The sequence below is a fragment of the Micromonospora sp. NPDC049891 genome, from assembly GCF_040660295.1.
In the GTDB taxonomy this organism is placed as follows: Bacteria; Actinomycetota; Actinomycetes; order Mycobacteriales; family Micromonosporaceae; genus Micromonospora.
Genome location: NZ_JBFAML010000044.1, coordinates 1 through 23328 on the forward strand (window position 1 = coordinate 1; position 23328 = coordinate 23328).

Genomic DNA, 23328 nt, shown 5'->3' on the forward strand with positions numbered 1-23328 from the left:
AACGCCCGGTCTCATTCCGAACCCGGAAGCTAAGCCCTCCAGCGCCGATGGTACTGCACCCGGGAGGGTGTGGGAGAGTAGGACACCGCCGGACATTCTTCCGTTTGAGGGCCACCCGTCAGGGGTGGCCCTCAAACGCGTGTCTGAGCCTCGTCGGGCACCATTTTCGCCAGTACGAGGAACGCCCGACCTGTCCTAGGCTTGCTCCGTGGACGGTGTGCTGATGTTCCTGGTGGTCGTCGCCTGTCTGGCCGCGATCCTGGGCGCGCTCGCCTGGCTGGGAGTTCGTGTTCGTCACCGCGGTATCGGCGGCGAGATGATGGGCCCGTTCGAGGAGATCTGGCATCCGGCTGCCTATCGATCTCGCGTGGAGATCCGAGTGCAGGAAGAACGCATGGTTCCGACGCCGTCTCGCGATGACTTAGGTAAGCGGCGCCGTCGAGTAGCCGGTCAGGCATTGTGACGAAGCTCGTCGGAGTGCCTCGACAGGGAACGGCCCCGCCGGCGCGAAGCTGGCGGGGCCGTGTCGGAGCTGGTGCCGGCTGCGTCAGGAGGGTTCCTTGGCGCAGATGAAGCGGGGTTCCGCGCTGTAGGTCCAGCTGAACTTCTCCCGCTTGACGACCTTGCCGTCCTTCTTGATGACCCGGAACGCGTCCTGGGTGAAGCCCTGGCTGCCGTTGGCGGGAATGCAGCTCGGCCCCGGTTCCAGGTAGACGGTCTTCGGTGAGGTGATGTTCCGCCGGGGCCCGTACTCGGTCTTCACGCTGTCCCAGATCTTCGTGCTCCACATTGACACCGTCACCGAACTGCCGGTGTAGGAGGTGTCGATCAGGACGCCGTAGTCGGTGTTGTTGCGGAACTTGAAGTCGAGGTTGGGCCAGAAGATGGTCGACTCGATGACCGCCGGGTACCGGCTGAAGTAGTACGAGTGCGGCTTGTGCTCGACGTCCTCCAGGCCGGCGTAGTACGAGGCGTTGAAGAGGGTCGTCGTGAACTGCGAGGTGCCACCGCCGACCCCCGGCACCAGCTTGCCGTCGAGAATGACCGGCGCGTCACGGTAGCCCTGTGCGTAGCCGCGTTCGCCGGTGTGACCGTTCAGGGAGAACGTTTCGCCGGGCAGGACCACCGTCCCCTTCACGTCGTTGGCGATCGTCACGATGTTCTGGCTACGCGGCGAGGAGAGCCCGCCGGTGAAGTTGGTGGTGAAGGAGGAGACCTTCTCCTTGATTCCCAGGCCGCGGAGCTTCTCCGCAGTGAGCTTCGGCTCGACCGGCTTGAGCTCGGCGGAAATCGTACGGTCCTCGCCGCGAGGCAGGACGGTGAGCAGATCGGTGCCGAGGTTGCTGGTGTCGACCTGCTTGCCCGCCCGCCCGTCGACCACCTTCGGCTTGCCGCCGGAGATGGTCATCGTCGCGTCCTTCGGCGCCACCTCGACCGTGCCGAGCTTGTTTCCGAGTGCGGACCGCAGCTTCTTCACGTCCACGCTGGGCGTGAGCTTTCCGGACTTGTCAGCCTTGAAACGGAGGCCCTTCGCGATGGCTTCCGGCGGGATGGTGACCGAGCCACGTTCGGTGGTCAGCTTGACCGGTGCCGCCACGGCCGGCTCAGCCAGCTCGGCGACCAGCCTGTCGACTTCCTCGGCGGTGGTGGCCGGGTGGTTCTCCACAAGCGGGACGGTCACCGGCTGCCCACTCAGCCAGCCCTGCTTGACGGCGTCGGCGGAATGCTCCGGGTCGATGCTGAGGCTGGGCTTCGGGTAGCGCACCTTCGGCTTCGTGCCGGAGAAGGTGATCGCCGGCATGGTCATCTTCCGGCCCTGGTCGCCGACGAGCTTCGTCAGCGCGGTCTCAAGCTTCGGCACGTCGACCGAGATCACCGGCTCGACCTCCCGCGAGCCGACCAGGCGGTCGACGGCGTGGGCGTTGGTTGCCGCGGCGGCCGCCACGGTGGCGTCCACGTCGACGGTGAGCCCCACCTCGGCCGGGTTGATCTCGGCTGTCCGCTCGCCCACGCGTACCTGGATGGGAGCCTGGAGTTCGGCGGCGCGGCGGTCCAGCTGCTCCCGCAGCTGCCGTGCCGCATCCGTCCGGCTGCGTCCACCGAGCTCGGTGCCGAGCACGCTGGTGCCACGGGGCACGTCCCCCGCATAGGCCCAGACGGCCACCGCACCTACCGAGCCGAGCACGGCGGTGGCCACGCCGGAAGCGAGCAGCAGCCGGAACCGACGGGACCGGGGTCGGTCACCGCCCGGCGCGTCGGGAGCCGGTCGCGCCGGCTCCTCGATCGGCCAGCTGACCGCAGTCACCTGCACCGTGGGCCGGTCGTCGGCCGGCGGTGGACGTTCTTCGCCGTACAGCGTCACAACTACCTCTTAGCGACATACCGCGTGCGGAGCCGGGGATCCCCACTCCGGGAGAGAACTACGGTAGCCAACCAGACCACCTGCGGGGAGCCCGAGTCGGTCCGGATCGCCAGTTGCACGCGTTCGGCGTGTCGGACGGCCAAAAATATCACTCACGGTGATGGTCGGGTGGTCCGGGTGTCAGCGCCGTCGGGGACCGAACACCAGCCAGGCCATCACCACGGCGGCCAGGGCGGCGGCGGTCAACGAGCAGGTCAACACCCCGGTCAACGTGCGCGGAGCGATAAACGTGGCGCTCGCCGCCAACCCGGCCGTCGCCAGCCACAGCGGTGCGGCTGGCCACCGGGCGGCGGTCGCCACCCGGTCGTTCACCAACATGAACACCACCGCGTAGAGCGCTCCGACGGCCGCGAACATCGGAGCCGTCCCGGCCAGGTGCAGGTAGTCGGTGCCGCCGACGAGCCGGAAGGCCAGCTCGCCGCCGACCGCCGAGCTGACCACCAGGACCGTTCCGCAGGCCAGGATCAACGCCAGCGCCACCAACCGGGCGCGCCGATCACCCTGGGCCAACCGGGGCAGCACCAGCACCGTGACGACCTGAGGAGCCCAGAGCGCACCCTTGGTGAGGACCGCGCCGACGGCGTACGCCCCGGAGGCGGCCGCCGGTAGGAGCTGACGGGCGAGGATCAGGTCCGCGTACGAGATGGTGAGCATCGCAAGCGTCGCTCCGCACGCCGTCATCACCTGCCTGGCCCCCAGCCGCGACGCACCGGTGATCGGGGCAGGGCGGGTCTGTTCCGGGTCGACGGCAGGCAGGCGGGACGTGGCCGGGGCGGTTGGTCGCGGCTGCGCGGGTGGGCTGGCGAGACGGGCCAGCAGCGGCAGGGCGAGCAGGCCGGTCAGGGTGGCCAGGAGCAGGCACATTTCCGGTCCCCGACCGAGCAGCAGGCCGGCGACGAGTCCGCCGTAGCGGCCGACGGCCACCCCGACCATCGCCGCGGCGAGGCGCAGGAAGCGCTGGTTTCCCTGAAGTTCCCCGAGCCACCGGCCGCTGAACACGGTGGCGAACGTGGTGGCCGCGAGAAGCAGCGTGAGGGCCAGCGGCAGGCGCAGGGCGACAGTCAGCACCGGTGCGGCGGCCAGCGTCACCCCGGCAGTCACGGCTGCGGTTCGCAGCCCGAGGCGGGCGGTGTCACCGGTGCCGTTGCGGGCCCGGTGAGCGGCCACCGCGATCTGCAGGCCGAAACCGGGGACCGCCGCGATCGCGGCCAACGCGAGGACCGTCGCCAGCGCGCCCAGGTCTGCGGCGCTCAACCGGCGTGCACCGAGCATCGGAACCACGTACGCCAGCGCGTTCGTCACCACGGTCGCGACGGTGACCGCGGCACCTGCCGCGCCGAGTCGCACACGCGCGTTGTCCCTGCTCGTGGTCTGGGCCATGCCACTCCGCGTCGTGTCGGTCGTCCGCGCGGACGACCCGGCGTCTTCGGGCCGCGATCCGGTCGGGACGGCGGCCCGACCGGAAGACGGTACCGGCAGCTGGACCGTCCCGACAGCCCTGCACCGGTGACCCCTGCCCAGCGGACCCGGAAAGGTCTAGTGTGCTGCCCCATGGCGTCGACGAAGCTGGCCCCCGCAGCGACCTCCGGACTGGCGGCCCTGCTCCCTGCCCGACTGCTGGCGGGAGCGATCCGCCGCGCGTACCCGCGGGTGGAGCCGGAGCTGGCCCGGCTTGCTGATTTCGTCCCTGCCGGCGGCACCGCGGTCGACGTGGGTGCCTGGTACGGGCCGTGGACGGCCCGACTGCTCCGCCGGGCCGACCGGGTGGTTGCGGTGGAGCCGACCACGGCGCTGGCCGGGCAGCTCCGAGTGGCCTTCCCGGACGTCGAGGTGGTCGAGGCGGCCGTCTCCGACCACGAGGGCACGGCCACGCTCTACCTGCCGGAGGGCGGGGCGATCGTCGGCACCTCGTCTCTGGAGGACGCGGCGCAGGGCCCTGCGGTGTCCGTCCGACGGATCACGCTGGACTCGCTCGACCTGACCGACGTGCGCTTCATCAAACTCGACATCGAGGGTCACGAACTGCCGGCGCTGCGCGGTGCGGAGCGGACCGTCCGGCGGGACCGTCCGGTACTGCTGATCGAGGTCGAGGAGCGGATCCAGCCGGTGGAGCCGCTGCTGGACCTGCTGACCGGCTGGGGCTATCGCGGATACGTGCTGCCGGATCGGACGTGGGTGCCGTTGGCCGACTTCGACCTCGGTGGGCATCAGCGTGCCGCGATCGCCCGGGTGGGTCAGGGCTTCGCCCGCCGGGTGGTGTGGCCCCGCCCCCGGTACGTCAACTCGGTGCTGTTCCGCCCCGAGTGACCGGTTGGGCGGCCAGGTATGGCGCGCCCGGCCGCCGACCGGCTCGGGCCTACTCCGGCTTGGGTGCCGGGTTGCCGATCGCGATCTCGTTGGTGCAGAGCGACACGTCGCTACCGGCCACCGTCAGTTCGACCGCGTCCCCGCCGCCGACGATGCGGAAGAAGCGCTGGTTGAGGCCCTTCTTGACGGGGAACTCGGCGGTGCCGGTGCCGAACCGCAACGTCGCCGTGCCGTCCGCCGAGCTGAGGTAGCCGATCCGGGCCACCCAGTGCCAGTCGTCCCGGGGCTCGTTGAGCGGCATTCGTACCGTCTGCCCGCTGCCGACCAGGTAGCCGCACCCTTCCTGGGGCCCCGGCTGGATCGTGCTGCCGACGATCGTGGCCACCTGGATCCGGCCGAGGGAGTCCAGCACCGAGACGTTGTCGGCCTCGTCCACGTACGTCGGACGGGTGCCGAAGGCGCGGAAGAACCGGGACTGCAGGTTGTACGGCCAGGACAGGCTCGGTACGACGTTGTCCGGTACGGGGCCGTCGAAGAACACGGTGTCGGGGGGCGCGCTGGCCATCTCGATCCGAACGGTGTCGATGTACGACCGGCTCGACTTGAGCGCCCACTCGTCGCTGTACCGGGACGTGGTCCACACCGTGCCCAGACAGACGGCGACGAGCATCAGGGCGAGCATCACGTTCACCGCCTCCCGGTAGCGCTCGGGCAGTGGGCCGAGCAGCCCGGGAGGGGGAGGTCCGAGCGAGTCCGACCGGGTGCCGGCCGGCGGTCGTCGGTCCGGCCGGGTCGGTTGCTCGTCGGTCTCCGGCGAGGGCGCGGCGGGGGTCGAGGCGTCACCTGCATCCGGCGGGCTGGCGGGGGGCGGCTCGACGGCCGGGGCACGGACTTCGCCGGCCTGGCCGTCCGGCACGGAGTCGGTGACCGAAGCCGGCGGCGGCGTCGCGTCCGGCTCGGTCTCCGATGCCCGTTCCGGCTCGGGGTCGACGGGGGCTTCGGCGTGGATGACGCCGAGCCTGGCCACCACCTGAGGGGGTCGTCCGGTCCGGACCGACTCGGCCAGCACCGGCGTGGTCGCGCCGGCCGGGGGTACGGTCGGACCGGCTGGCGGCGCTGCGCCGCTCGGTACGGCCACGGCCTGCGGGACGCTGCGTTCCGGCGCCGCCGCGTCTCTCGGCTCGGGTAGAGCCTCGGGCGCCGCTGGCGGTGTGTCGACGGTGGGTGGTGCGGTCTCGCCGGAGACCCGGGACGGCCGGGCCAGCCCGACCACTGCGACGCCGAGACAGATGGCGGCCACCACCACGACGTCGCTCACGTAGCGGGGAACCCCACCGGCGACGCCACTGAAGGTCGAACCGAGCCGCGTCGCGGCCAGCATCGCCGCCACCAGCACCAGGTACGACCCGAGCAGCAGCCAGGCGCGGCCGGCGCGGCGGCGACGGCGTACGGTCGCCACGACCAGGGCCACGAAGATCGTCCAGGCCACCCAGGTGCCGAGTTCCGGCGGTGCCGCGACCGGGGCACCGTCTCCTGCCCCGAGCCACTGCCATGGCCCGCCCACCAGGCCCGGTACCACTGTGGACCCGAGCATCTGGGTGATGAACGAGAACACCTCGCCGGCCGACGCCGGCCGTCGCAGGGAGGACTCCGAACTGCCCAGGTAGGCGGCGAGGAAGCCGAGCGACAGGGCGGTCAGCAGCAGCCAGGACGGCCACCAGCGGCGGATCGTGGTCCAGATGGTGCGGAAGAAACCCCCGTCGGCGTAGAGGGCGGCGGTGAGCAGGAAGACCAGCGCCACGACCAGGATCGCCTTCTCGAAGAAGACGAGGCCGAGCAGGACGGAGAGAGCCAGCGTGACCAGGTGCCGTTTGCGTCGGGTCTGCACGTAGCTGACCTGCGCACCCACCGCGAGCACCATGGCGATCTGCATCGGCAGCATGTTGACCCCGACAGCCCACCAGGAGGTGGCCTCCAGGGTCAGCGGGCTGAACATCAGCGCGCCGAGCGGCAGGAGCAGCAGCCAGGACGGTTGCAGCAGTCGACGCAGCAACTGGAAGAAGGCGATGCCGAGGATCGCCTGTCCGATCGCCATCAGCAGCACGTACGGCCAGTAGGCCATCCCGACGTGTTCGGTGATCAGCCAGGTGAGCAGCCGGCCACCGGGCATGAGGTGGTTGTTGTAGAGGGTGAGCAGGTGCTCGATGGTCAGGTCGGACTCTGCCGCCTGGGTGATCATCACGTAGTCGTCGGCCGCGAGGAAGCCGCGGGAGGCCACCTGGGCGCGCCACAGGACGCTGAGGGCGATGATGGCGAGCGCCGCCGATCGGATCCGGTCGCCGCTCAGCCAGCCACCGCGGCCCGGTGCGGTCGTACCGTCCGATTCTGTCGACGAACCCTGATCAACCTGAACCGAGCGCACCGCGTCCGACCCCGCGGTCCGGCTGACCGTAAGGGGAGGTTGAGAAGGGTTCGATGCCATGGCGGGAAGACTGCCACACCGACTGTCGCACCTCCCATCAGGTCAACGGATGGTTCGGTGGTGACCGGGCCGCGTCGCCGACGGCCGCGTACAGTGGCCGCCACCAGCGCGGCCGGTCGCCGCGCACCGGCAGTGGTGAGGTCGACGGATGCGGGAACGGCTGGTGCCGCACGCGGTGGCCGCCGCCGTGACGGCTGTGGTGCTGGCGCCGCTGGCTCTTCCCGGTTACGTGCTGCGCTACGACATGGTCTTCGTGCCGAAGGCGGTGTTGAGCTGGGAGATGATCGCCCCGGCCACGGCCCTGCCCCGGGCGGTACCGCAGGACGCCGTGGTGGCACTGGCCAACCAGCTGGTCCCAGGATGGCTGCTGCAGCGGCTGGTGCTGGTGGCGATCCTCTACCTGGCCGCGCTGGGTGCCGCGCGGCTGGTGCCGACCGAGCGGGTAGGGGTGCGGGTGGTGGCCGCGCTCGGGTACGCGTGGACGCCGTATCTGGCCGAGCGGTTGCTGATCGGGCAGTGGGGACTGCTTGTCGCGTACGCCGCGTTGCCCTGGCTGGTGCGGGCCGCGATCGGGGTGCGTGGTGCCGAGCGGGGTGCCCTGCGCCGGCTGTTGCTGGCGGCGGCGGCGTCCGCGATCACCCCGACCGGCGGGTTGCTCGCCCTGGTCGTGGTCACCGTGCTGCTGGTCGGGCGGTACCCGGGGGCGGTCCGGGTGGCACTGACCGGGGTGGGTACGACTGTGCTGTTGAACGCGCCGTGGCTGGTGGCCGGGTTTGTCAGCGCGGGGACCGGCCGGTCCGACCCGGCCGGTGTGGCGGTCTTCGCCGCCCGAGCGGAGAACTGGGCGGGGCCCCTGGTGGCGCTGGCCGGCACCGGCGGTATCTGGAACGGGCAGGCCACCCCGGCCTCCCGGAGTGGCTGGTTGGTGCCACTGGCGACGCTGCTGGTGCTGGCGGTCGCCGGGTACGGCCTGTCGCTGCTGTGGCGCCGCTGGTCGGGGCCGGTGGCCGGTCGGCTCGGGCTGCTGGCGGTCGCCTCGTGGCTGGGTGCCGCGCTCGGGGTGCTGCCCGGCGGGGCGAGTCTGCTGGGCTGGTTGGTCGCCGCCGTGCCCGGTGCCGGGCTGCTCCGCGACGGGCAGAAGCTGCTGGTGCCGTACGCGCTGCTGCTGGCGGTCGCCGGGGCGCTCGGAGCGGAGCGACTGGCCGGGCAGCTCGCGGCCCGGTTCGACCTGGCCACCGGGCGCGTGCTGCTGGCCGGCGCGGCGTTGCTGCCGCTTGCCGTGCTGCCCGATCTCGCCGTCGGCGGGGTGGGGCGACTGCGGCCGGTGGCGTGGCCGGCGGACTGGGAGACGGTGGCGCGGCTCGTCGACGAGCGGCCGGGCGAGGTCGTCTCGCTGCCGTTCCAGGAGTACCAGAGCTATGCGTGGAACGGCGGCCGGGTCGTGATCGACCCGGCGCCGCGTTACCTCGGCGTGCCGGTTCTGATCGACGACACGCTGCGCGTGGACGGCACTGCTGTCGCCGGGGAGGATCCTCGCGCAGCCCGGCTGCGTGAACTGATCGCGGCCGGCGAGCCGGTGGCGGCGGCCGGTCCACGCTGGGTGCTGGTGCAGCGCGCCGCCGGCCCGACCCCGGATCCGGCGACGCTGGCCGGACTGCGGCCGGCGTACACCGGTGCCGAGCTGACGTTGTACGAGAATCCGGCCTGGCGTCCGGTGCCCGGGCCGAGCCACCCCGGTCCGGTGGGCCTGGCGCATCTGTTGGCCGGAACGGTGGTGCTGGCACTCGTTTCTTCGGGCACTGCGCGATTGTGCTACCGCGTGGTAGCGTCCCGGCACGCGAGTCCCGCGGAAGGAGAAGGTGGATGAGGAACCTGCCCGCGTTCGTCGCCGTCGGGGTACTCGGGGTCGTGCTCGGCATGCTCGGCAGCGTCGGTCTGGCGAACGTGCTCAGCCCGTCCGCCAAGGAGGCCGCTAACTCCAAGGTGAGTGAGCAGACCGAGGCCCCGCTGTACGGCACGCGCTGACCTCGAACGGCGGAAAGGCGCCCGCAGCACGCGGGCGCCTTTCGTCGTGTCCAGAACCGACGGCGGGAGCGCCGCCGGTCAGCCGGCTGGATCCGTCGGTCAGCCGGTGCGGACGGTCGCCTCGGTGACCAGTTGGGCGAAGCGGGCACCGGTCGCCGTCCAGGTGTAGCGGGCCGCGTGGGCCAGCGCCGCCTCACCCATCGCCTTGCGCCGGACATCGTCGGCGAGCAGTTCCCGGACGACCGCCGTGAACTCCTGCTCGTCGTCGACGAGCAGGCCGGTCTCCGTGTCGACCATCGCCTCGGCGACCCCACCGGCGTACCTGAAGGCCACGGTCGGGGTGCTGCGCGCGGCGGCCTCCACGATGGTGAGACCCCAGCCCTCCTTGAGTGACGGGGTCAGGGCGAGCCAGGCGGAGCTGAGCAGGGCGTGCTTCTCCTCCTCGCTGACAAAGCCGGTGAACCGCACCCGGTCGGTGATCCCGAGGGCGGCGCACCGTTCGCGCAGCGGCTCCTCCCACCATCCCTGTCCGGCCACCACCAGCTCCAGCTCGGGCAGTTCCTCGGCCAGTTCAGCGACGGTACGCAGGGCGATCTCGACCCGTTTGTGCGGAACCAGGCGGCCCAGCACCAGCAGCGACGGGTGAGGGGTCCGGGGCAGTGACGGGCCGGTCACCGGAGGGGTTCCGTTGGGCACCACGTCGATCTGGGCGGCGTCGACTCCGAGGGTCGCCAGTTCGGCGCGACTCGCCTCCGAGACGGTGACGTAGCGGCACCGTCGGTAGAGCCGTACCGCGAGCCAGGATTCGATCCACCAGCCCAGCCGGCACATCCACGGCCCGAACACCACAGGCCACTGCTCCCGGTGCACGTGGTGGACCAGCGAGATCACCGGCCGCCCGGCGTAGAGCGGGGCGAAGAACGGCACACCGTTGCAGACGTCGACGATGAGGTCCGGCCGGCCGAGGCCACGACGGCTCAGCGCGCCCCACCCGAACCGGCCGGCCAGGCAGATCAGCGCCGCCCGGAGGTAGACGGTCATCCGGGAGCCACGGCGCAGCACCCGTACGCCGGAGTCGGTGGTTCCCGCCGGACCGGCGTTGTCGTGGGCGGCACAGAGCAGAGTCACCTGGTGACCGAAGGTGACCAGCTCGGCGGCGATCCGCTCGATGTAGACCTCGGAGCCGCCACCCTCGGGGTTGGTGGTGTCTCGCCAGTTGAGGAACAGGACGTGGCGGGAGGGGGTGCCGGAGTTGTCCACGCTGCTCCTACCGGTGAGTAAGTGAGCACGATCGCGCCACCCTAGGGCGGTCCGGCCCGGCTGCGCAATGGGCAGATCCGGCGGCGACGATCCGGTAACGGGTCGTGGACGGGGGGTTTGCCGACGGGCGGAAACCTTGGCAGGGTGTGCAGCGCAACCGCGTGCGATGCCCGGTGCCTGGTGGCCGATCTCGTCGCGGCAGGTGTTGTGACCTGCGGTGGGACATCGCCCGCAGGCGTGACGAGGAGGTGAGGCGGCGGTGGTTGCCGACCGTCCCGCGCCGACGCGCGCCCTGTCCCGCCGCTCACCGGTGGTGCTGCTCAGTGCCGCCCTGGTGCTGCTGCTGGCCGGCTGGGCGGCGGTGGCGTACATCCGAGCTGACCGGGGCACCCCTACCTGCGTCGAGCAGGTCCGACTCCGAGTGGTGGCCGCCCCGGTGATCGCACCGGCGCTCGACCGGGTGGCCCGAGCCAACGCCGGAAGCCAACCGTGTGTCTCAGTCGAGGTGCAGTCCCGGCCGTCGGCGGCGGTCGCCCGGGAAGTCGCGAACGGTGGTGACGTCGGGGACGCGTGGTTGCCGGAGTCGTCGTTCTGGCTGCGTCGGGCCCGTGCCGCCGGCGCGTTCGAGGTGCCCGGGCAGGGCACGTCGGTGGCGAGCACCCCGGTGGTGCTGGCCGTCGACGAACGCCTCGCGCGTCGATCCGGCTGGCCGGACAAGCCGCTGAAGTGGGCGTCGCTGCTGGGTACCCGGGCGAAGACGGTCCAGGTCGGGCTGCCGGATCCGGCGGCCGACCCGGCCGGGGTCAGCGCCCTGCTCGGCGTCCGGGCCGTGGCCGACGACAACCGGGACTCGGCCGCGACCGTGGCGGCGACGTTGCGTCGGCTCGCCGAGCGGACCTTCAGCCCGGCCGAGGAAGCCAGCTCGTTGACCCCGAACCGGGATCTGCCCGGCCGGGCGAACGTCGTGGCCGCCAGTGAGCAGGCGGTTCTGGAACACAACGTGCTGGCGGCCTCCGGCAAGCTGGTCGCGGCGTACCCGGAGGTCGACGTGCCCTGGCTCGACCTGCCGTACGTGGTGCTGCCCGGCGCTCAGGGCCGGGCCCGTGACGCCGGTGGTGCCTTCCTCGACAAGCTGCTGACCGGCGAGGCCCGGGAGGTGTTCGCCGGCTACGGATTCCGGACCTCGGCCGGTTTCCCGCCGGCGATGCCGGAGGACGACCGGCTGCGGGCCGAGGAACGCCAGCCGGTCCCGCTGCCCGCCGAGGAGAGGGTCAGCGACGTGTTGACCGGGTGGAGCGGTGTGCAGCGCAGCGCCCGGATCGTCACCCTGCTGGACATCTCCGGCTCGATGGCCGCGCCGGTGCCGGCCGGTGGCACCCGACTCGACGCCACGGTGCGGGCCGCCCGGGAGGGCGCGGCGCTGCTGCTGGACAACAGCGAACTCGGCATCTGGGTCTTCTCCACGAAGGTCGACGGCGACCGGGACTATCGCGAGATCCTGCCGGTGCGTCCGCTGGGCGGTCAGCGCAAACAGTTGACCGAGGCCCTGGCGGAGGTCCGGGTCAAGCCGCAGGGCGGCACCGGGCTGTACGACAGCACGCTTGCCGCGTACCGCGACGCGCGCCGCAACTGGACCCCGGGACGGATCAACCTGGTGCTGGTGATGACCGACGGGCGCAACGAGGACGACGACACCATCGGGCGGGCCGACTTCCTGGCCGAACTCAAGCGGTTGCAGGAACCACGCCGCCCCTTGCCGATCATCTTCATCGGTCTCGGTACGGACATCGACCCGGAGGAACTGAAGGCCATCACGAAGGTCACCGGCGGACGCGTCTTCGTCACCGAGCAGCCGGGCGGAATGCGGCGCATCTTCTTCTCGGCGCTTGCCGACCTGAGCTGCCTGCCACCGGAGTGCCGCCGATGAGGGGAATGCCGGCGCGGCTGCGTCGCTCACCCGGCACCGTGCTGTCGCTGCTGCTGCTCACCGCGATCGCCTTCGGCCAACGGCCCGGTCAGGTCACCTTCGACACCAAGCTCGACCTGGCCGCGAACCCGATCCACTTCATGGCCCGGGCGCTGCACCTGTGGAACCCGGAAGCCACCTCCGGGGAGTTGCAGAACCAGGCGTACGGCTACCTGTTCCCGATGGGGCCGTTCTTCGCCGTCGGGCAGTGGCTGGCGGTACCGCCGTGGATCACCCAGCGGCTCTGGACGGCACTGCTGCTGGCCGCCGCCTTCTACGGTCTGCTGCGGCTGGCCCGGGCGCTGAACATCGGCACCGAGCCGACGCGGTACGCGGCGGCGCTCGGCTACGCGCTGGCCCCGCGCATCCTCACCGAGGTCGGCGCGCTCTCCTCGGAGACGCTTGCCGCCTCGATGCTGCCCTGGGTGCTGCTGCCGCTGGTGACCGTACGCCGGATCGGTTCCCCACGCCGCGCCGCCGCACTCTCCGCCCTGGCCGTGCTCGGCATGGGCGGGATCAACGCGGCGGTGGTGCTGATGGCGCTGCTGCTGCCCGGCGTCTGGCTGCTCACCCGACGTTGGGACCCGCAGCACCTGCGCCTGGTCGCCTGGTGGTGCGTCTGCGTCATCGGGGTCTGCCTGTGGTGGATCGTGCCGTTGCTGCTGCTCGGCCAGTACAGCCTCCCCTTCCTCGACTACATCGAGTCGTCCACCACGACCACCGCGGTGGCCTCCCTGTTCCAGGCGGTACGCGGCACCAACCAGTGGGTGGCGTACATCGTGCAGGGCGAGCCGTGGTGGCCGGCGGGCTGGCTGCTGATCGACCACCCGGTGCTGATGGCGCTCACCGCGGTGGTGGCGTTGATCGGGCTGGCCGGGCTGGCCGGCAACCTGCTGCCCCAGCGGCGTTTCCTGGTGGCCGGGTTCCTCACCGGGCTGACCCTGCTCACCATCGGTTACGTCGGAGCGGTGGACAGCCCGGTCTCCGGGCTGGTCCGCGATCTGCTGGACGGCCCGTTGGCGCCGTTCCGCAACGTGCACAAGCTCGACCCGGTGCTGCGGCTGCCGCTGATGCTCGGCTTCGCGCACGGCGTCGACGCGGTGGCCACCCGGATGCATCACGCCGTGGCCCGCCGCCGGCCCGGGATCCGGCTGCGGCCGCTGGTCTTCGTACCGGTGCTGCTGCTGGTGCTGGGGGCCGCCGCACCGGCCTGGCTGGGCCTGTTGCGTCCCGGCCCGGGCTGGTCCGACCTGCCGCCGCACTGGCGGTCGGCGGCGACCTGGCTCGCCGACCGTGACGCGCTGGCCCGCACGCTCGTGGTACCCGGCTCCGGCTTCGGGCAGTACGACTGGGGACGCACCGTCGACGAGCCGTTGCAGGCGCTGGCCGGAGCGCCGTGGGCGGTCCGCCACCAGGTTCCGCTGGGCTCGGCCGGCAACACCCGGATGATGGACACCGTCGAGGAGGTGCTGGCCAGCGGCCGGGGTTCGACGGGTCTGGCCGACCTGCTCGCCCGTTCCGGCTTCCGGCACCTGCTGCTGCGCAACGACATCGACCGGACCCAGGTGGATGCGCCGCCGGTGACGGTGCTGCGCCGGGCACTTGCCGACTCGCCAGGCATCGCCCGGGTGGCGACCTTTGGCACCACCGACGCACTGTCCCGGACCCTCGGCAGCCCGGTGGACGACGGCGCCGGCTCCCCACCGGCCATCGAGGTGTACGAGGTGCAGCGGCCGGTGCCGGTCGCCTCGGCGGTGCTGACCGCCGACGTGCCGACGGTCAGCGGTGGTCCCGAGTCGCTGCTTCCCCTGCTCGAACAGGGGGTGGTGGAACGGGACCGACCCGTGGTGCTCGCCGGTGACCGGGACGACTCCCTGGACGACGCCGTCGGCGAGAGGTGGATCGTCACGGACGGCCTGCGCCGTCGGGAACGCGACATCGGTCGGGTCCGGGACAACCTCTCCCAGACGTTGACCGCGAACGAGGCGGGACGGCAGCGCCGCGTCGCACTCGACGTGCTGCCCTTCTCCGGCGAGCAGCACCAGACGACCGCGACCTACCAGGGCATCCGTGAGGTGACTGCGTCCTCGGCCGCGAGTTTCGTGGACAGCCTCGGCCCGGCCGATTCCTCCCACCTGCCGTTCGCCGCGGTCGACGGTGAGTACGCCACGGCCTGGCACTCGGCGCCCCTGGCCGGACCGGTCGGGCAGTGGCTTCAGGTGGATCTGGACACCCCACGCCAGGTCGACAGCGTGCGACTCGCGTTCGTCAGCGATCTGGCGGTGGGCTGGCCGGTGGCCCGGTTCCGACTCACCACCGACCGGGGCTCGGTCGACCACGAGGTGGCCACCACGCTGGGCGGTCACTCGTACTACACGTTGCCGGGTCCCACCAGCCGGATCCGGGTGACGGTGCTGGCGGTGGCCGGTGGCCGGCTCGACGGTGGCGTCGGCATCCAGGATCTGTCCATCCCGGACACCGAACCCCGCCGTGCGCTGCGGGCCCCGGCGGATCTGCCGGACGAGTTGTCGACGCCGGTCAGTTGGGCGTTCAGCCGTGGACCGGCGGACCGGCCGGCGTGCTACCCGGCACAGCGCACCGGCACCGACCCGCTGCCCGGTGGCGGCTCCGGCGGGGCGTCCGGCCGGCCGGAGGGCACGGTGATCAGGTGCGACCGTTTCCTGGCCCGGGTCGGTGAGGAACCGCTGGGCCTGGACCGGCTGTTCCGCAATCCGGCCGCCGGCACGTATCGGATGGAGCTGTCGGCAGTGCCCCGTCCGGGTGGTGAGCTGACGCTCTCCGGCACGAAGGTGAAGGCGACCTCGTCGTCCCGGCTGAGCGGTGATCCGGCGGTCGCCGCGTACGCGGCAGTCGACGGTGACCCGACGACGGCCTGGTTGGCCGGCACCGGAGACCTGCGTCCCACCCTGAAGCTGAGCTGGTCCGGCGAGCGTCGCATCGACCGGCTGCGGCTGCGGGGCAGCCAGTTGCCGATCGGCTCGCTACCGCAGCAGGTGGAGATCCACACGCCGGACCGTGAGGTGCGGGCGTCTGTCGAAGCCGACGGGACCGTCCGTTTCCCGGCGGTGCGTACCGACCGGATCGAGATCGTGGTGCGGGAGACCGAGCACCGGTTGGCCGATCTGCGGGGCAACGGGTGGCCCGCCACGGCGGGCATCGCGGAGGTGGAGATCCCGGCGCTGGCGAGCCTGCTGAAGCCCATCGACACCGACACCCGGGTGGTGGAGCGCTGCGGTGACGGACCGACGGTCGAACTGGACGGTTTCCGTTACGACACCTCGGTCTCCGCAAGTCTGGCCGACGTGCTGGCCGGCCGGCCGGTGCCGGTCCGTGTCTGCGGCGAGGACGGGGCGGTGCTGGACCTGCCGGCGGGCGGGCATCGGCTGGCCACCTCGCCGTCGGAGGGCTTCGTCGTGCAGGACGCGACCCTGCGGCCGGACGACGACGGGAGCACCGGACCCCGACATCGGGAGGTCACCGTGCTCGACTGGGCGGCGACCGACCGGACAGTACGGGTCGCCGCCGGTGAACAGGCGTTGCTTGTGGTGCCGGAGAACGCGAACGCTGGCTGGACGGCCACTCTCGACGGAGCGACGCTCGTCCGTTCCCGGGTGGACGGATGGCAGCAGGCGTGGGTGCTGCCGGCCGGCGCCGGCGGCGAGGTCCAGCTCGTCTTCGCCCCCGACCGGGCGTACCGGGGCGGTCTGGCGGCCGGCGCGGTGGCGGTGGTCGGCGTGCTGGTCCTGGCCTGCTGGCCGGTGCGCCGCCGGACGGCGACCGGCGGGGACGAAGCGGACGCCCTGCCGGCGGAGGCTCCCGGCTGGGCGATCGGTGCACTGCTTGTGGTGCTGCTCGCCGCGCTGGGTGGGGTGCTTCCGGTGGCCATCGTGCTGGCCGCGATGCTGCTGCGGCAGTTGGCGGTACGAGCCCTGCCGGTGGTGGTGCTCGGCGGGCTGACCGTGGCAACCGTGACCGCCGTGGCCGGTCGGTTGCAGGGCCACGGACAGGACTGGGCGTACCGGTCGTGGGTGCAGGCGGCGATGCTCGTCGCGATCGGCGCGGTGGTCGCCGCGGTTGTTCCGGTCCCCGGTGCACGCCCCGGACCGATCATCGCGCATGATGTGACGCCGGGCACGTCCGGTGGGCCGCCGGACGCGGCCGCCGGCAGGGGCGAGGACGAGGACGGGACGGTGGCGCGGTGACGGCAGCGGACGACCGTACACGGCGGGCGGAACGACGCCGTTTCGCCTCGCTGAGCCGGTCGGTAGCCCTGTTCCGGGCGTTCCTGGTGGAGCAGACCGACCCCGACCGCTTCTACGGACTGCTGGCCACCGATTCGGTACGTCAGGTCTCCGGCTACACCGCGCTGGCTGGGCGGACGGTGCTCGACGTGGGTGGTGGCCCGGGGTACTTCGCGGCCGCCTTCCGAGCTGCCGGTGCCCGCTACATCGGGCTGGATCCGGATGTCGGGGACTTCTCCGCAGCCGGTGAGTCGGTGGCGGGGATGCTGCGGGGCAGCGGCACGGCACTGCCGGTCCGTACCGGCAGCGTTGACGTGGCGTTCTCGTCGAACGTCGTCGAGCACGTGGCCGAGCCACCCCGGATGCTCGACGAGATGGTGCGGGTGACCCGGCCCGGCGGGCTGATCTTCGTGTCGTACACGCCCTGGCTGTCGCCCTGGGGTGGCCACGAGACCGCGCCCTGGCACTATCTCGGCGGCAACCGGGCCCGCCGTCGCTACGAACAGCGGATGGGACGGCCGCCGAAGAACCGCTTCCGGGAGACGCTCTTCCCGGTCTCGATCTCCGACACGCTGCGCTGGGCGCGGGGCAACTCTGAGATCGAGGTGCTGGATGCGTTGCCGCGATATCACCCGTGGTGGGCACGGTGGGTGATCCGGGTGCCCGGCATCCGGGAGGTGGCGGCGTGGAACTTCGTGCTCGTACTGCGTCGGACCGGGGAGCGGCAGCCCGGTGCGGTGGAGAAATCAGAGCTGACCGGGGGTCGCGTGGCTATGTGACTAGGTAGTAACCTCGCGGCCATCTCACTTATTGACATCGACGAAATAGAGCTCCTCAGGGAGGAAACATGAAGCACCGCGCCGTGGGTGCCGTGCTGTTCGGCGGCGGCGTACTGCTCCTGGCGCTGGCCGCCGGGCTGGTGTTCGTCGTCAAGCCCGCGATGACCAAACTGCCCTACGACCTGGAGCCGGCGACATCGGTGGCCGAGGCGAAGGGCGCCACGTTCCTGCAGATCACCAACGGCGCGGTCGCCATCAACCAGAGCGACCTGAGGTCGACCATCCAGGTCACCCCGGAGCGTGCCAAGACCGCGGCGCTCAGCGGTGACCTCGCCGGGGACGCGGTGGTCTGGCGGGTCGGCCAGACCGTCGAGCGGACCGACACCAAGGAACTGGTCAGCGCGTACGGCGCCGAGCTGGCACTGGACCGGGTCTCCGCTGCGGCCGTCGAGTGGAACGAGCAGTACCTCGACGAGAGCGGCACGCCGGAGAAGATCTCGTTCGCCGGCCAGGTCTACAAGTTCCCGTTCAACTCCGCGCAGGGCAACTACGAGGTCTTCGACCGGGATCTGCGGCAGACCCGGATGGCTGAGTTCCAGGGCACCGAGGACATCAACGGCATCGAGGCGTACCGCTACGAGCAGGTCATCACCGACGAGAAGCTGCCACTGGCCACCGACCGGGTGGCGCTGCTGCTCGGCGCGCTCGCTGCGGGCTCGACCTCAGGTGACGTCGTCTACAGCAACACCCGTACGGTCTGGGTGGACCCGGTCACCGGCTCCTACCTCAAGGTCCGGGAGCAGCAGAAGAAGGTGCTCGTGCCGAACACGGGCGCTCCGGTGACGCTGCTGGATGCCGACTTCTCCTACAACGAGGAGACCGTGGCGTCCTCCGTCGAGCGGGCCGAGGAGAGCCGGGGCCGGCTCAACATCCTCGGTGTGTTCGCGCCGCTCGGGCTCGCCGTGCTGGGCCTGGTGCTGATCCTCGTCGGGCTGCTGGTCTCGCGTAGCCGTACCCCGCGTACCGAGCCCCGGCACGCCGCCGCCGCGGACCCGGCACCGACCCGGGTCGACCAGCCGCCGGTGCGTGACGACGAGCGGGAGGGCGGACCGTTGACCGACGAGATCCCGCCCGCCTCGACCAACTGGAAGTCCGAGGAGTCCACGGTGCCGAGCCAGCGGTCGGCGCAGGGCGAGTCGGAGAAGCAGTAACACCGGAACTGACGTCGCGGGGCGGGCCTGTGCAGGCCCGCCCCGCGACGTCAGAGTCGGGCCAGGGCCCGGCGGAGCGGGTCGAGGCCGAGCCCGCCCAGGTCGAGCGCCTGCCGGTGGAACTCCCGCAGGTCGAAGTCGGCGCCCTTGCGGGCCTTCGCGTCCTCCCGCGCCTGAAGCCAGATCCGCTCGCCCACCTTGTACGACGGTGCCTGCCCCGGCCAGCCCAGGTAGCGGTTGAGTTCGAAGCGCAGCATCTCGTCCGGCACCCGGCAGTGCGCCCGGAGGAACTCCCAACCCAGTTCCGGGGTCCAGCGTTCGCCCGGATGGAAGTCGAACGGGTTGTCCTTGGGGATCTCCAGCTCCAGGTGCATGCCGATGTCCACGATCACGCGGGCCGCCCGCAGCGCCTGACCGTCGAGCATGCCGAGCCGGTTGCCCGGGTCGTCCAGGTAGCCCAGCTCCTCCATCAGCCGCTCGGCGTACAACGCCCAGCCCTCGCCGTGCCCGGAGACCCAGCAGAGCAGCCGCTGCCAGCGGTTGAGCAACTCGGCCCGGACGGCCGTCTGGCCGATCTGGAGGTGATGCCCGGGGACCCCCTCGTGGTAGACCGTGGTCACCTCCCGCCAGGTGGAGAAGTCGGTGAGGCCCTGCGGCACCGCCCACCACATCCGGCCCGGTCGGGCGAAGTCCTCGCTCGGCCCGGTGTAGTAGATGGAACCGTCGCTGGTGGGTGCGATCATGCACTCGATGCGCCGGACCTGCTCCGGGATGTCGAAGTGGGTGCCGTTGAGGTCGCTGATCGCCTGGTCGGCCAGCTCCTGCATCCAGTCGCGGAAGGCGTCCCGACCCCGGATGGTGCGGGCCGGGTCGGCGTCGAGCGTCGCCACGGCCTCGTCGATGGTGGCGCTCGGACCGGCGATCTGAGCGGACACCGTCCGCATGTCGGCCTCCAGCCGGGCCAGCTCCGTGAACCCCCAGGCGTACGTCTCGTCGAGGTCGATCCGGGCCCCGAGGAAGTACTGGGAGGCCAACTCGTAGCGCTCCCGCCCGGCGGCCTGCTTCTCCCGCCCGTGCGGGGCGAGTTCGGTACGCAGGAACTGCCCGAACTCGGCGGTCGCCGCGGTGGCCGCCGCCGCACCGCGACGCAGCTCGGACCCGAGCGCGCCCTCCTCGCCCAGCCGCTCGACAAGCCCGTGGAAGACGTTGTCACCGTCCGGATCGACCCAGGTGTCGCACTGCTTGGCCACCTCGATCAGTTGTGCGCGCGAGCTGACCCGTCCGGCGGCCGCCGCCTCGCGCAACGTGGTCTTGTACTCCTCCAACGCGCTCGCGAAGAGGTTCAGCCGGGCGGCCAGGTTGGCCCGTGCCGGCTCCCCTTCGGTGGGCATCAGGTCGAAGACCATCCGGATCTCGTGCAGCCCGCTGGTGATGACGCTGACCTCGCTGGCGGTCTCCCCGGCGTCGTACCGGTCCAGTTCGAGGCCCAGGCGTTCCTGCATCGCCTCCCGCGCGGTGCGTTCGGCTTCCGTCTCCGGCTCGATGGTGTCGAGCTCGGCCAGGGTGCGTCGGGTGAGTTCGGCGCGTGCCGCGTACCCGTCCGGGGACAGGTCGTCGAACTTGTCGTCATAGCCGGCGATGCCGACGTAGGTGGCGCCGGTCGGGCTCAGCGCGGCCCAGTCGGCGACGTAGCGATCCGCGAGATCGTCGATTCTTCCCACGCTGCGCACCCTACGCGAGGCGGACGCCGAGGTGGTGCCGCCAAACCGGTCAGGGCAGCAGGTCGGCCGGGTCGAAGTCGATCGGGAACGGCTCGCCGGCGCGCAGCCGGTCACCGCTGACCGCCTTGGCGAGCGTGTCGTATCGTACCCGCCGAGATTGCCGAGGGTGAACAGCTCCACCGCGACGTGCCGTAGCCGGCGCGAGATCTCCACCCGCATGAAGTGCGGTACCCGCCCCTCGGCGCAGCGCCTCGGCTTGTCGACGACGTCCTGCCGGCGGCTGCCGGGGGAGACGAACTCCACGGCCATGGTGCAGAGGTGGGCGGGGATCCAGCGGTCCTCCTCGTCCGTCTTCGGCAACGCGTGCAGCACTGTGATGTCCGGCTGGATCCACCGCTGCGCGGAGAAGGTCAGGTTCACCTGACCGAAGACGTGGAAGCCGTGGGCCTCGGCAACGGGTGAGAGTAGATGGGCGAGTTCGATCTCGCCGTAGCTGCTCGTGCCGACCTCGGCGGGTGTCCTGACCAACCTGCCGTCGATGCACTCGTACCGCGCATCGGGTAGCTCAGGCAGCGGGAGGTAACGGTCGGCGAACTGGGTCGTCCACATGCCGTCGAGGTCGACGAGCGGGCCGAAGCGCATCGGCATCGCCATGGCGTTTCACCTCCTCGGTCGGTCAACGCCCGACAAATGGATGCGGTTTCTGTGGCGCGCGACACGACGGCCGAAAACCGCGGGACAATGTCGGACCCCGGGGGCAGAGTGTCAGGGGTGACAGGCGACTTCACTCCTGACCGGCCGGCGCTGCGGAGCTGGCTGCCCGGCTTCATCGCCCTCGCCGCGATCTGGGGCTCCAGCTTTCTCTTCATCAAGGTCGGGGTGGCTGAGCTGCACCCGCTGCACCTCACCCTCTACCGGGTGGGAGCGGGCGCGCTGACCCTGCTCGTGGTGCTCGCCGTGCTGCGTGACCGGTTGCCCCGCGATCCCCGGGTCTGGGGTCACCTCTTCGTGATCGCCGCCTTCGGGGTGGCGCTGCCGTTCACCCTGTTCGGCTACGGCGAGCAGCGGGTCGAGTCGATGCTCGCCGGCATCTGGAACGCGACCACTCCGCTTGTCGTGCTGCCGCTGGCCGTGCTGGTGTTCCGCACCGAGCGGCTGACCGCACGCGGTGCGGTCGGGCTGGCGCTCGGCTTCACCGGGGTGATGGTGGTGCTCGGCGTCTGGCAGGGCGTCGGCGGTGCCCACTTCGTTGGCCAGTTGATGTGCTTCGGTGCCGCCGCCTGCTACGGCCTGGCCATCCCGTACCAGAAGAAGTTCATCGCCGGCAGCACCCTGTCCGGGTTGTCCCTGTCGGCGGCGCAGCTGATCGTCGCGACGCTCCAGCTCGCGATCGTGGCGCCGGTGGTGGCCGGCGCGCCGCCGCTGCCGACCGCGCTGTCGCCGCGGGTGCTCGCGGCCGTGCTGGCGTTGGGTGCGCTCGGCACCGGGCTCGCCTTCGTGATCCACCTTCGGAACATCCGGATCGTCGGCGCGACCACCGCCTCCACCGTGACGTACCTGATCCCGGTGTTCGCGGTGCTGATCGGTGCCGTGGTGCTCGGCGAGCGACTCAGCTGGCACCAGCCGGTCGGCGCGCTGATCGTGCTGCTCGGTGTCGCGGTGTCACAGGGCCTGCTCGGCCGACGGCGTCGTCGGGTGGCACCGGGTGTGGGCACCCCGACGGCTCCTGTCGTCGAACCCGCCGCCCGCTGACCGGAGGCGGGCGGGCCGGGCGGTTGGGCAGGCGTCAGTCGCGGGTCCAGGCGACCAGCTCGTCGGCCGCCCAGGTGTTGATCACACGGTCCGCGGGGACTCCGCACAGGGCGGCCCGCTCGCAGCCGAAGCGCTGCCAGTCCAACTGGCCCGGGGCGTGCGCGTCGGTGTTGATGGCGAACCGGCAACCGGCCTCCAGCGCCCGCCGGATCAACCGCTTCGGCGGATCCTGCCGCTCCGGGCGTGAATTGATCTCCACGGCGGTGTCGTGTTCCACGCAGGCGGCGAAGACGGCGTCGGCGTCGAAGTCGCTCTCGGCCCGGGTCCGGGCGCGGTGCCCCCGGTCGCCCGGTCCGGTCACCCCGGCCGGCCGGGACGAGACCATCCGACCGGTGCAGTGCCCCAGGATGTCCAGGTGCGGGTTGGCGACGGCGGCCAGCATCCGCCGGGTCATCTTCGCCCGGTCGTCGTTCAGGCCGCTGTGTACCGACCCGACCACCACGTCCAGCCGGGACAGCAACTCCTCGTCCTGGTCGAGTGAACCGTCGGCGAGGATGTCGACCTCGATGCCGGTGAGGATGCGGAACCCCTCCGGCAGCGCCTCGTTGAGCCTTGCCACGTGGTCGAGCTGGCTACGCAACCGGTCGGCGGTCAGTCCCCGGGCCACCTTCAACCGGGGCGAGTGGTCGGTGAGCACCAGGTACTCGTGGCCCAGTTCGACGGCGGCCAGTGCCATCTCCTCGATCGGTGACCCGCCGTCGGACCAGTCCGAGTGGGTGTGGCAGTCGCCGCGCAGGGCGGTACGCAGGGCGGTGGCCTCAGCGTCCAGGTCGGTGCCCTCGGTGGCGACGAGCCGGCGCAGGTAGACCGGTTCCTCCCCGGCCACCGACTCGGCCACACAGCGGGCGGTGACGTCACCGACCCCGGCCAGCTCGGTGAGCTTGCCGGTGCGGGCCCGCTCAGCCACCTCCTTGACCGGCAGCGCGGCCAGCGCCTTGGCCGCCGAACGGAAGGCGCGTACCCGATAGGTGGCCTCGTTCGCCCGTTCCAGCAGGAAGGCGATCCGGCGCAGGTCGGCGATGGGGTCCCGCTCGGTCATGCCATGCAACCTACGCGGCCGCGCCGCCGGTCGGGGTACGAC

At 71.6% G+C, this 23328-nt stretch carries 14 protein-coding genes, 1 rRNA gene and 2 pseudogenes; 10 read left to right on the forward strand and 7 right to left on the reverse strand.

The features are described from left to right. Positions 1–94 (forward strand): 5S ribosomal RNA (rrf, locus tag AB0I71_RS30775); the annotation flags it as partial. Between the two features lie 114 nt (positions 95–208). Then, the gene (locus tag AB0I71_RS30780; RefSeq protein WP_357590630.1) at positions 209–463 is read left to right on the forward strand and encodes a hypothetical protein; all 255 of its coding nucleotides are present in this window, start codon (positions 209–211) and stop codon (positions 461–463) included. Between the two features lie 84 nt (positions 464–547). On the opposite strand, the gene AB0I71_RS30785 is transcribed toward AB0I71_RS30780, so the two are convergent. Both AB0I71_RS30785 and AB0I71_RS30790 read right to left on the reverse strand, forming a co-directional pair. Then, positions 548–2362, reverse strand: a complete 1815-nt coding sequence (locus AB0I71_RS30785; RefSeq protein WP_357590632.1) for a VanW family protein — start codon at positions 2360–2362, stop codon at positions 548–550. Between the two features lie 180 nt (positions 2363–2542). Beyond that, the gene (locus AB0I71_RS30790) at positions 2543–3802 is read right to left on the reverse strand and encodes a polysaccharide biosynthesis protein (RefSeq protein ID WP_357590634.1); all 1260 of its coding nucleotides are present in this window, start codon (positions 3800–3802) and stop codon (positions 2543–2545) included. Positions 3803–3973: 171 nt separating this feature from the next. On the opposite strand from AB0I71_RS30790, the gene AB0I71_RS30795 reads away from it, so the two are divergent. Continuing rightward, positions 3974–4729, forward strand: coding sequence for an FkbM family methyltransferase (locus tag AB0I71_RS30795; protein ID WP_357590636.1), 756 nt, complete (start codon positions 3974–3976; stop codon positions 4727–4729). Positions 4730–4778: 49 nt separating this feature from the next. Here the strand turns inward: AB0I71_RS30795 and AB0I71_RS30800 are convergent, their stop codons facing one another. Then, a complete protein-coding gene (locus AB0I71_RS30800; RefSeq protein ID WP_357590638.1) occupies positions 4779–7151 on the reverse strand; it encodes a hypothetical protein in 2373 nt (790 codons plus the stop codon). Between the two features lie 208 nt (positions 7152–7359). Here AB0I71_RS30800 and AB0I71_RS30805 point away from each other — a divergent pair, with 208 nt between their 5' ends. Beyond that, positions 7360–9078: a hypothetical protein gene (locus tag AB0I71_RS30805; RefSeq protein WP_357590640.1), complete on the forward strand. Its 1719-nt coding sequence runs from the start codon at positions 7360–7362 to the stop codon at positions 9076–9078. After that, positions 9075–9236: a hypothetical protein gene (locus AB0I71_RS30810; RefSeq protein WP_013736401.1), complete on the forward strand. Its 162-nt coding sequence runs from the start codon at positions 9075–9077 to the stop codon at positions 9234–9236. The genes AB0I71_RS30805 and AB0I71_RS30810 overlap by 4 nt, the downstream gene beginning before the upstream one ends. Before the next feature lie 99 nt (positions 9237–9335). Here the strand turns inward: AB0I71_RS30810 and AB0I71_RS30815 are convergent, their stop codons facing one another. Continuing rightward, the gene (locus tag AB0I71_RS30815; RefSeq protein WP_357590642.1) at positions 9336–10496 is read right to left on the reverse strand and encodes a glycosyltransferase family 4 protein; all 1161 of its coding nucleotides are present in this window, start codon (positions 10494–10496) and stop codon (positions 9336–9338) included. A 259-nt stretch (positions 10497–10755) separates the two neighbouring features. Here AB0I71_RS30815 and AB0I71_RS30820 point away from each other — a divergent pair, with 259 nt between their 5' ends. The 4 genes from AB0I71_RS30820 (at position 10756) to AB0I71_RS30835 (ending at position 18714) form a co-directional block, all read left to right on the forward strand. Continuing rightward, positions 10756–12423 carry a substrate-binding and VWA domain-containing protein gene (locus AB0I71_RS30820; protein ID WP_357590644.1) on the forward strand — a complete coding sequence of 556 codons (1668 nt, stop codon included), beginning with the start codon at positions 10756–10758 and terminating at the stop codon, positions 12421–12423. Next, the gene (locus AB0I71_RS30825; protein ID WP_357590646.1) at positions 12420–16685 is read left to right on the forward strand and encodes an alpha-(1->3)-arabinofuranosyltransferase; all 4266 of its coding nucleotides are present in this window, start codon (positions 12420–12422) and stop codon (positions 16683–16685) included. The genes AB0I71_RS30820 and AB0I71_RS30825 overlap by 4 nt, the downstream gene beginning before the upstream one ends. Then, entirely contained in the window at positions 16682–17503 is an 822-nt protein-coding gene (locus tag AB0I71_RS30830) for a methyltransferase domain-containing protein (protein WP_357590649.1), read from the forward strand. Before AB0I71_RS30825 ends, AB0I71_RS30830 begins: the two co-directional genes overlap by 4 nt. A gap of 68 nt (positions 17504–17571) precedes the next feature. Next, the gene (locus tag AB0I71_RS30835; protein ID WP_357590651.1) at positions 17572–18714 is read left to right on the forward strand and encodes a DUF3068 domain-containing protein; all 1143 of its coding nucleotides are present in this window, start codon (positions 17572–17574) and stop codon (positions 18712–18714) included. A gap of 50 nt (positions 18715–18764) precedes the next feature. Here AB0I71_RS30835 and AB0I71_RS30840 read toward each other — a convergent pair whose 3' ends face one another. Together AB0I71_RS30840 and AB0I71_RS30845 are read right to left on the reverse strand one after the other, a co-directional pair. Next, complete coding sequence (locus AB0I71_RS30840) at positions 18765–20435, reverse strand: DUF885 domain-containing protein (RefSeq protein ID WP_357590674.1); 1671 nt, start codon at positions 20433–20435, stop codon at positions 18765–18767. A 144-nt stretch (positions 20436–20579) separates the two neighbouring features. After that, positions 20580–21089, reverse strand: a pseudogene (locus tag AB0I71_RS30845) (Uma2 family endonuclease); the annotation flags it as partial. 117 nt (positions 21090–21206) lie between these two features. Here AB0I71_RS30845 and AB0I71_RS30850 point away from each other — a divergent pair. After that, positions 21207–22333, forward strand: a pseudogene (locus AB0I71_RS30850) (DMT family transporter); the annotation flags it as partial. Here the strand turns inward: AB0I71_RS30850 and AB0I71_RS30855 are convergent. Beyond that, positions 22222–23286: a PHP domain-containing protein gene (locus tag AB0I71_RS30855; protein ID WP_357590653.1), complete on the reverse strand. Its 1065-nt coding sequence runs from the start codon at positions 23284–23286 to the stop codon at positions 22222–22224. The pseudogene AB0I71_RS30850 and the gene AB0I71_RS30855 sit on opposite strands and share 112 nt — an antisense overlap. Positions 23287–23328: the final 42 nt, after the last annotated feature.

What these genes read in the sequence shown, in the direction of transcription:
- AB0I71_RS30790 (WP_357590634.1), bottom strand. Translation starts at nt 3,802, where the DNA reads ATGGCCCAGACCACGAGCAGGGACAACGCGCGTGTGCGACTCGGCGCG.
- AB0I71_RS30795 (WP_357590636.1), top strand. Translation starts at nt 3,974, where the DNA reads ATGGCGTCGACGAAGCTGGCCCCCGCAGCGACCTCCGGACTGGCGGCC.
- AB0I71_RS30805 (WP_357590640.1), top strand. Translation starts at nt 7,360, where the DNA reads ATGCGGGAACGGCTGGTGCCGCACGCGGTGGCCGCCGCCGTGACGGCT.
- AB0I71_RS30810 (WP_013736401.1), top strand. Translation starts at nt 9,075, where the DNA reads ATGAGGAACCTGCCCGCGTTCGTCGCCGTCGGGGTACTCGGGGTCGTG.
- AB0I71_RS30825 (WP_357590646.1), top strand. Translation starts at nt 12,420, where the DNA reads ATGAGGGGAATGCCGGCGCGGCTGCGTCGCTCACCCGGCACCGTGCTG.
- AB0I71_RS30835 (WP_357590651.1), top strand. Translation starts at nt 17,572, where the DNA reads ATGAAGCACCGCGCCGTGGGTGCCGTGCTGTTCGGCGGCGGCGTACTG.
- AB0I71_RS30855 (WP_357590653.1), bottom strand. Translation starts at nt 23,286, where the DNA reads ATGACCGAGCGGGACCCCATCGCCGACCTGCGCCGGATCGCCTTCCTG.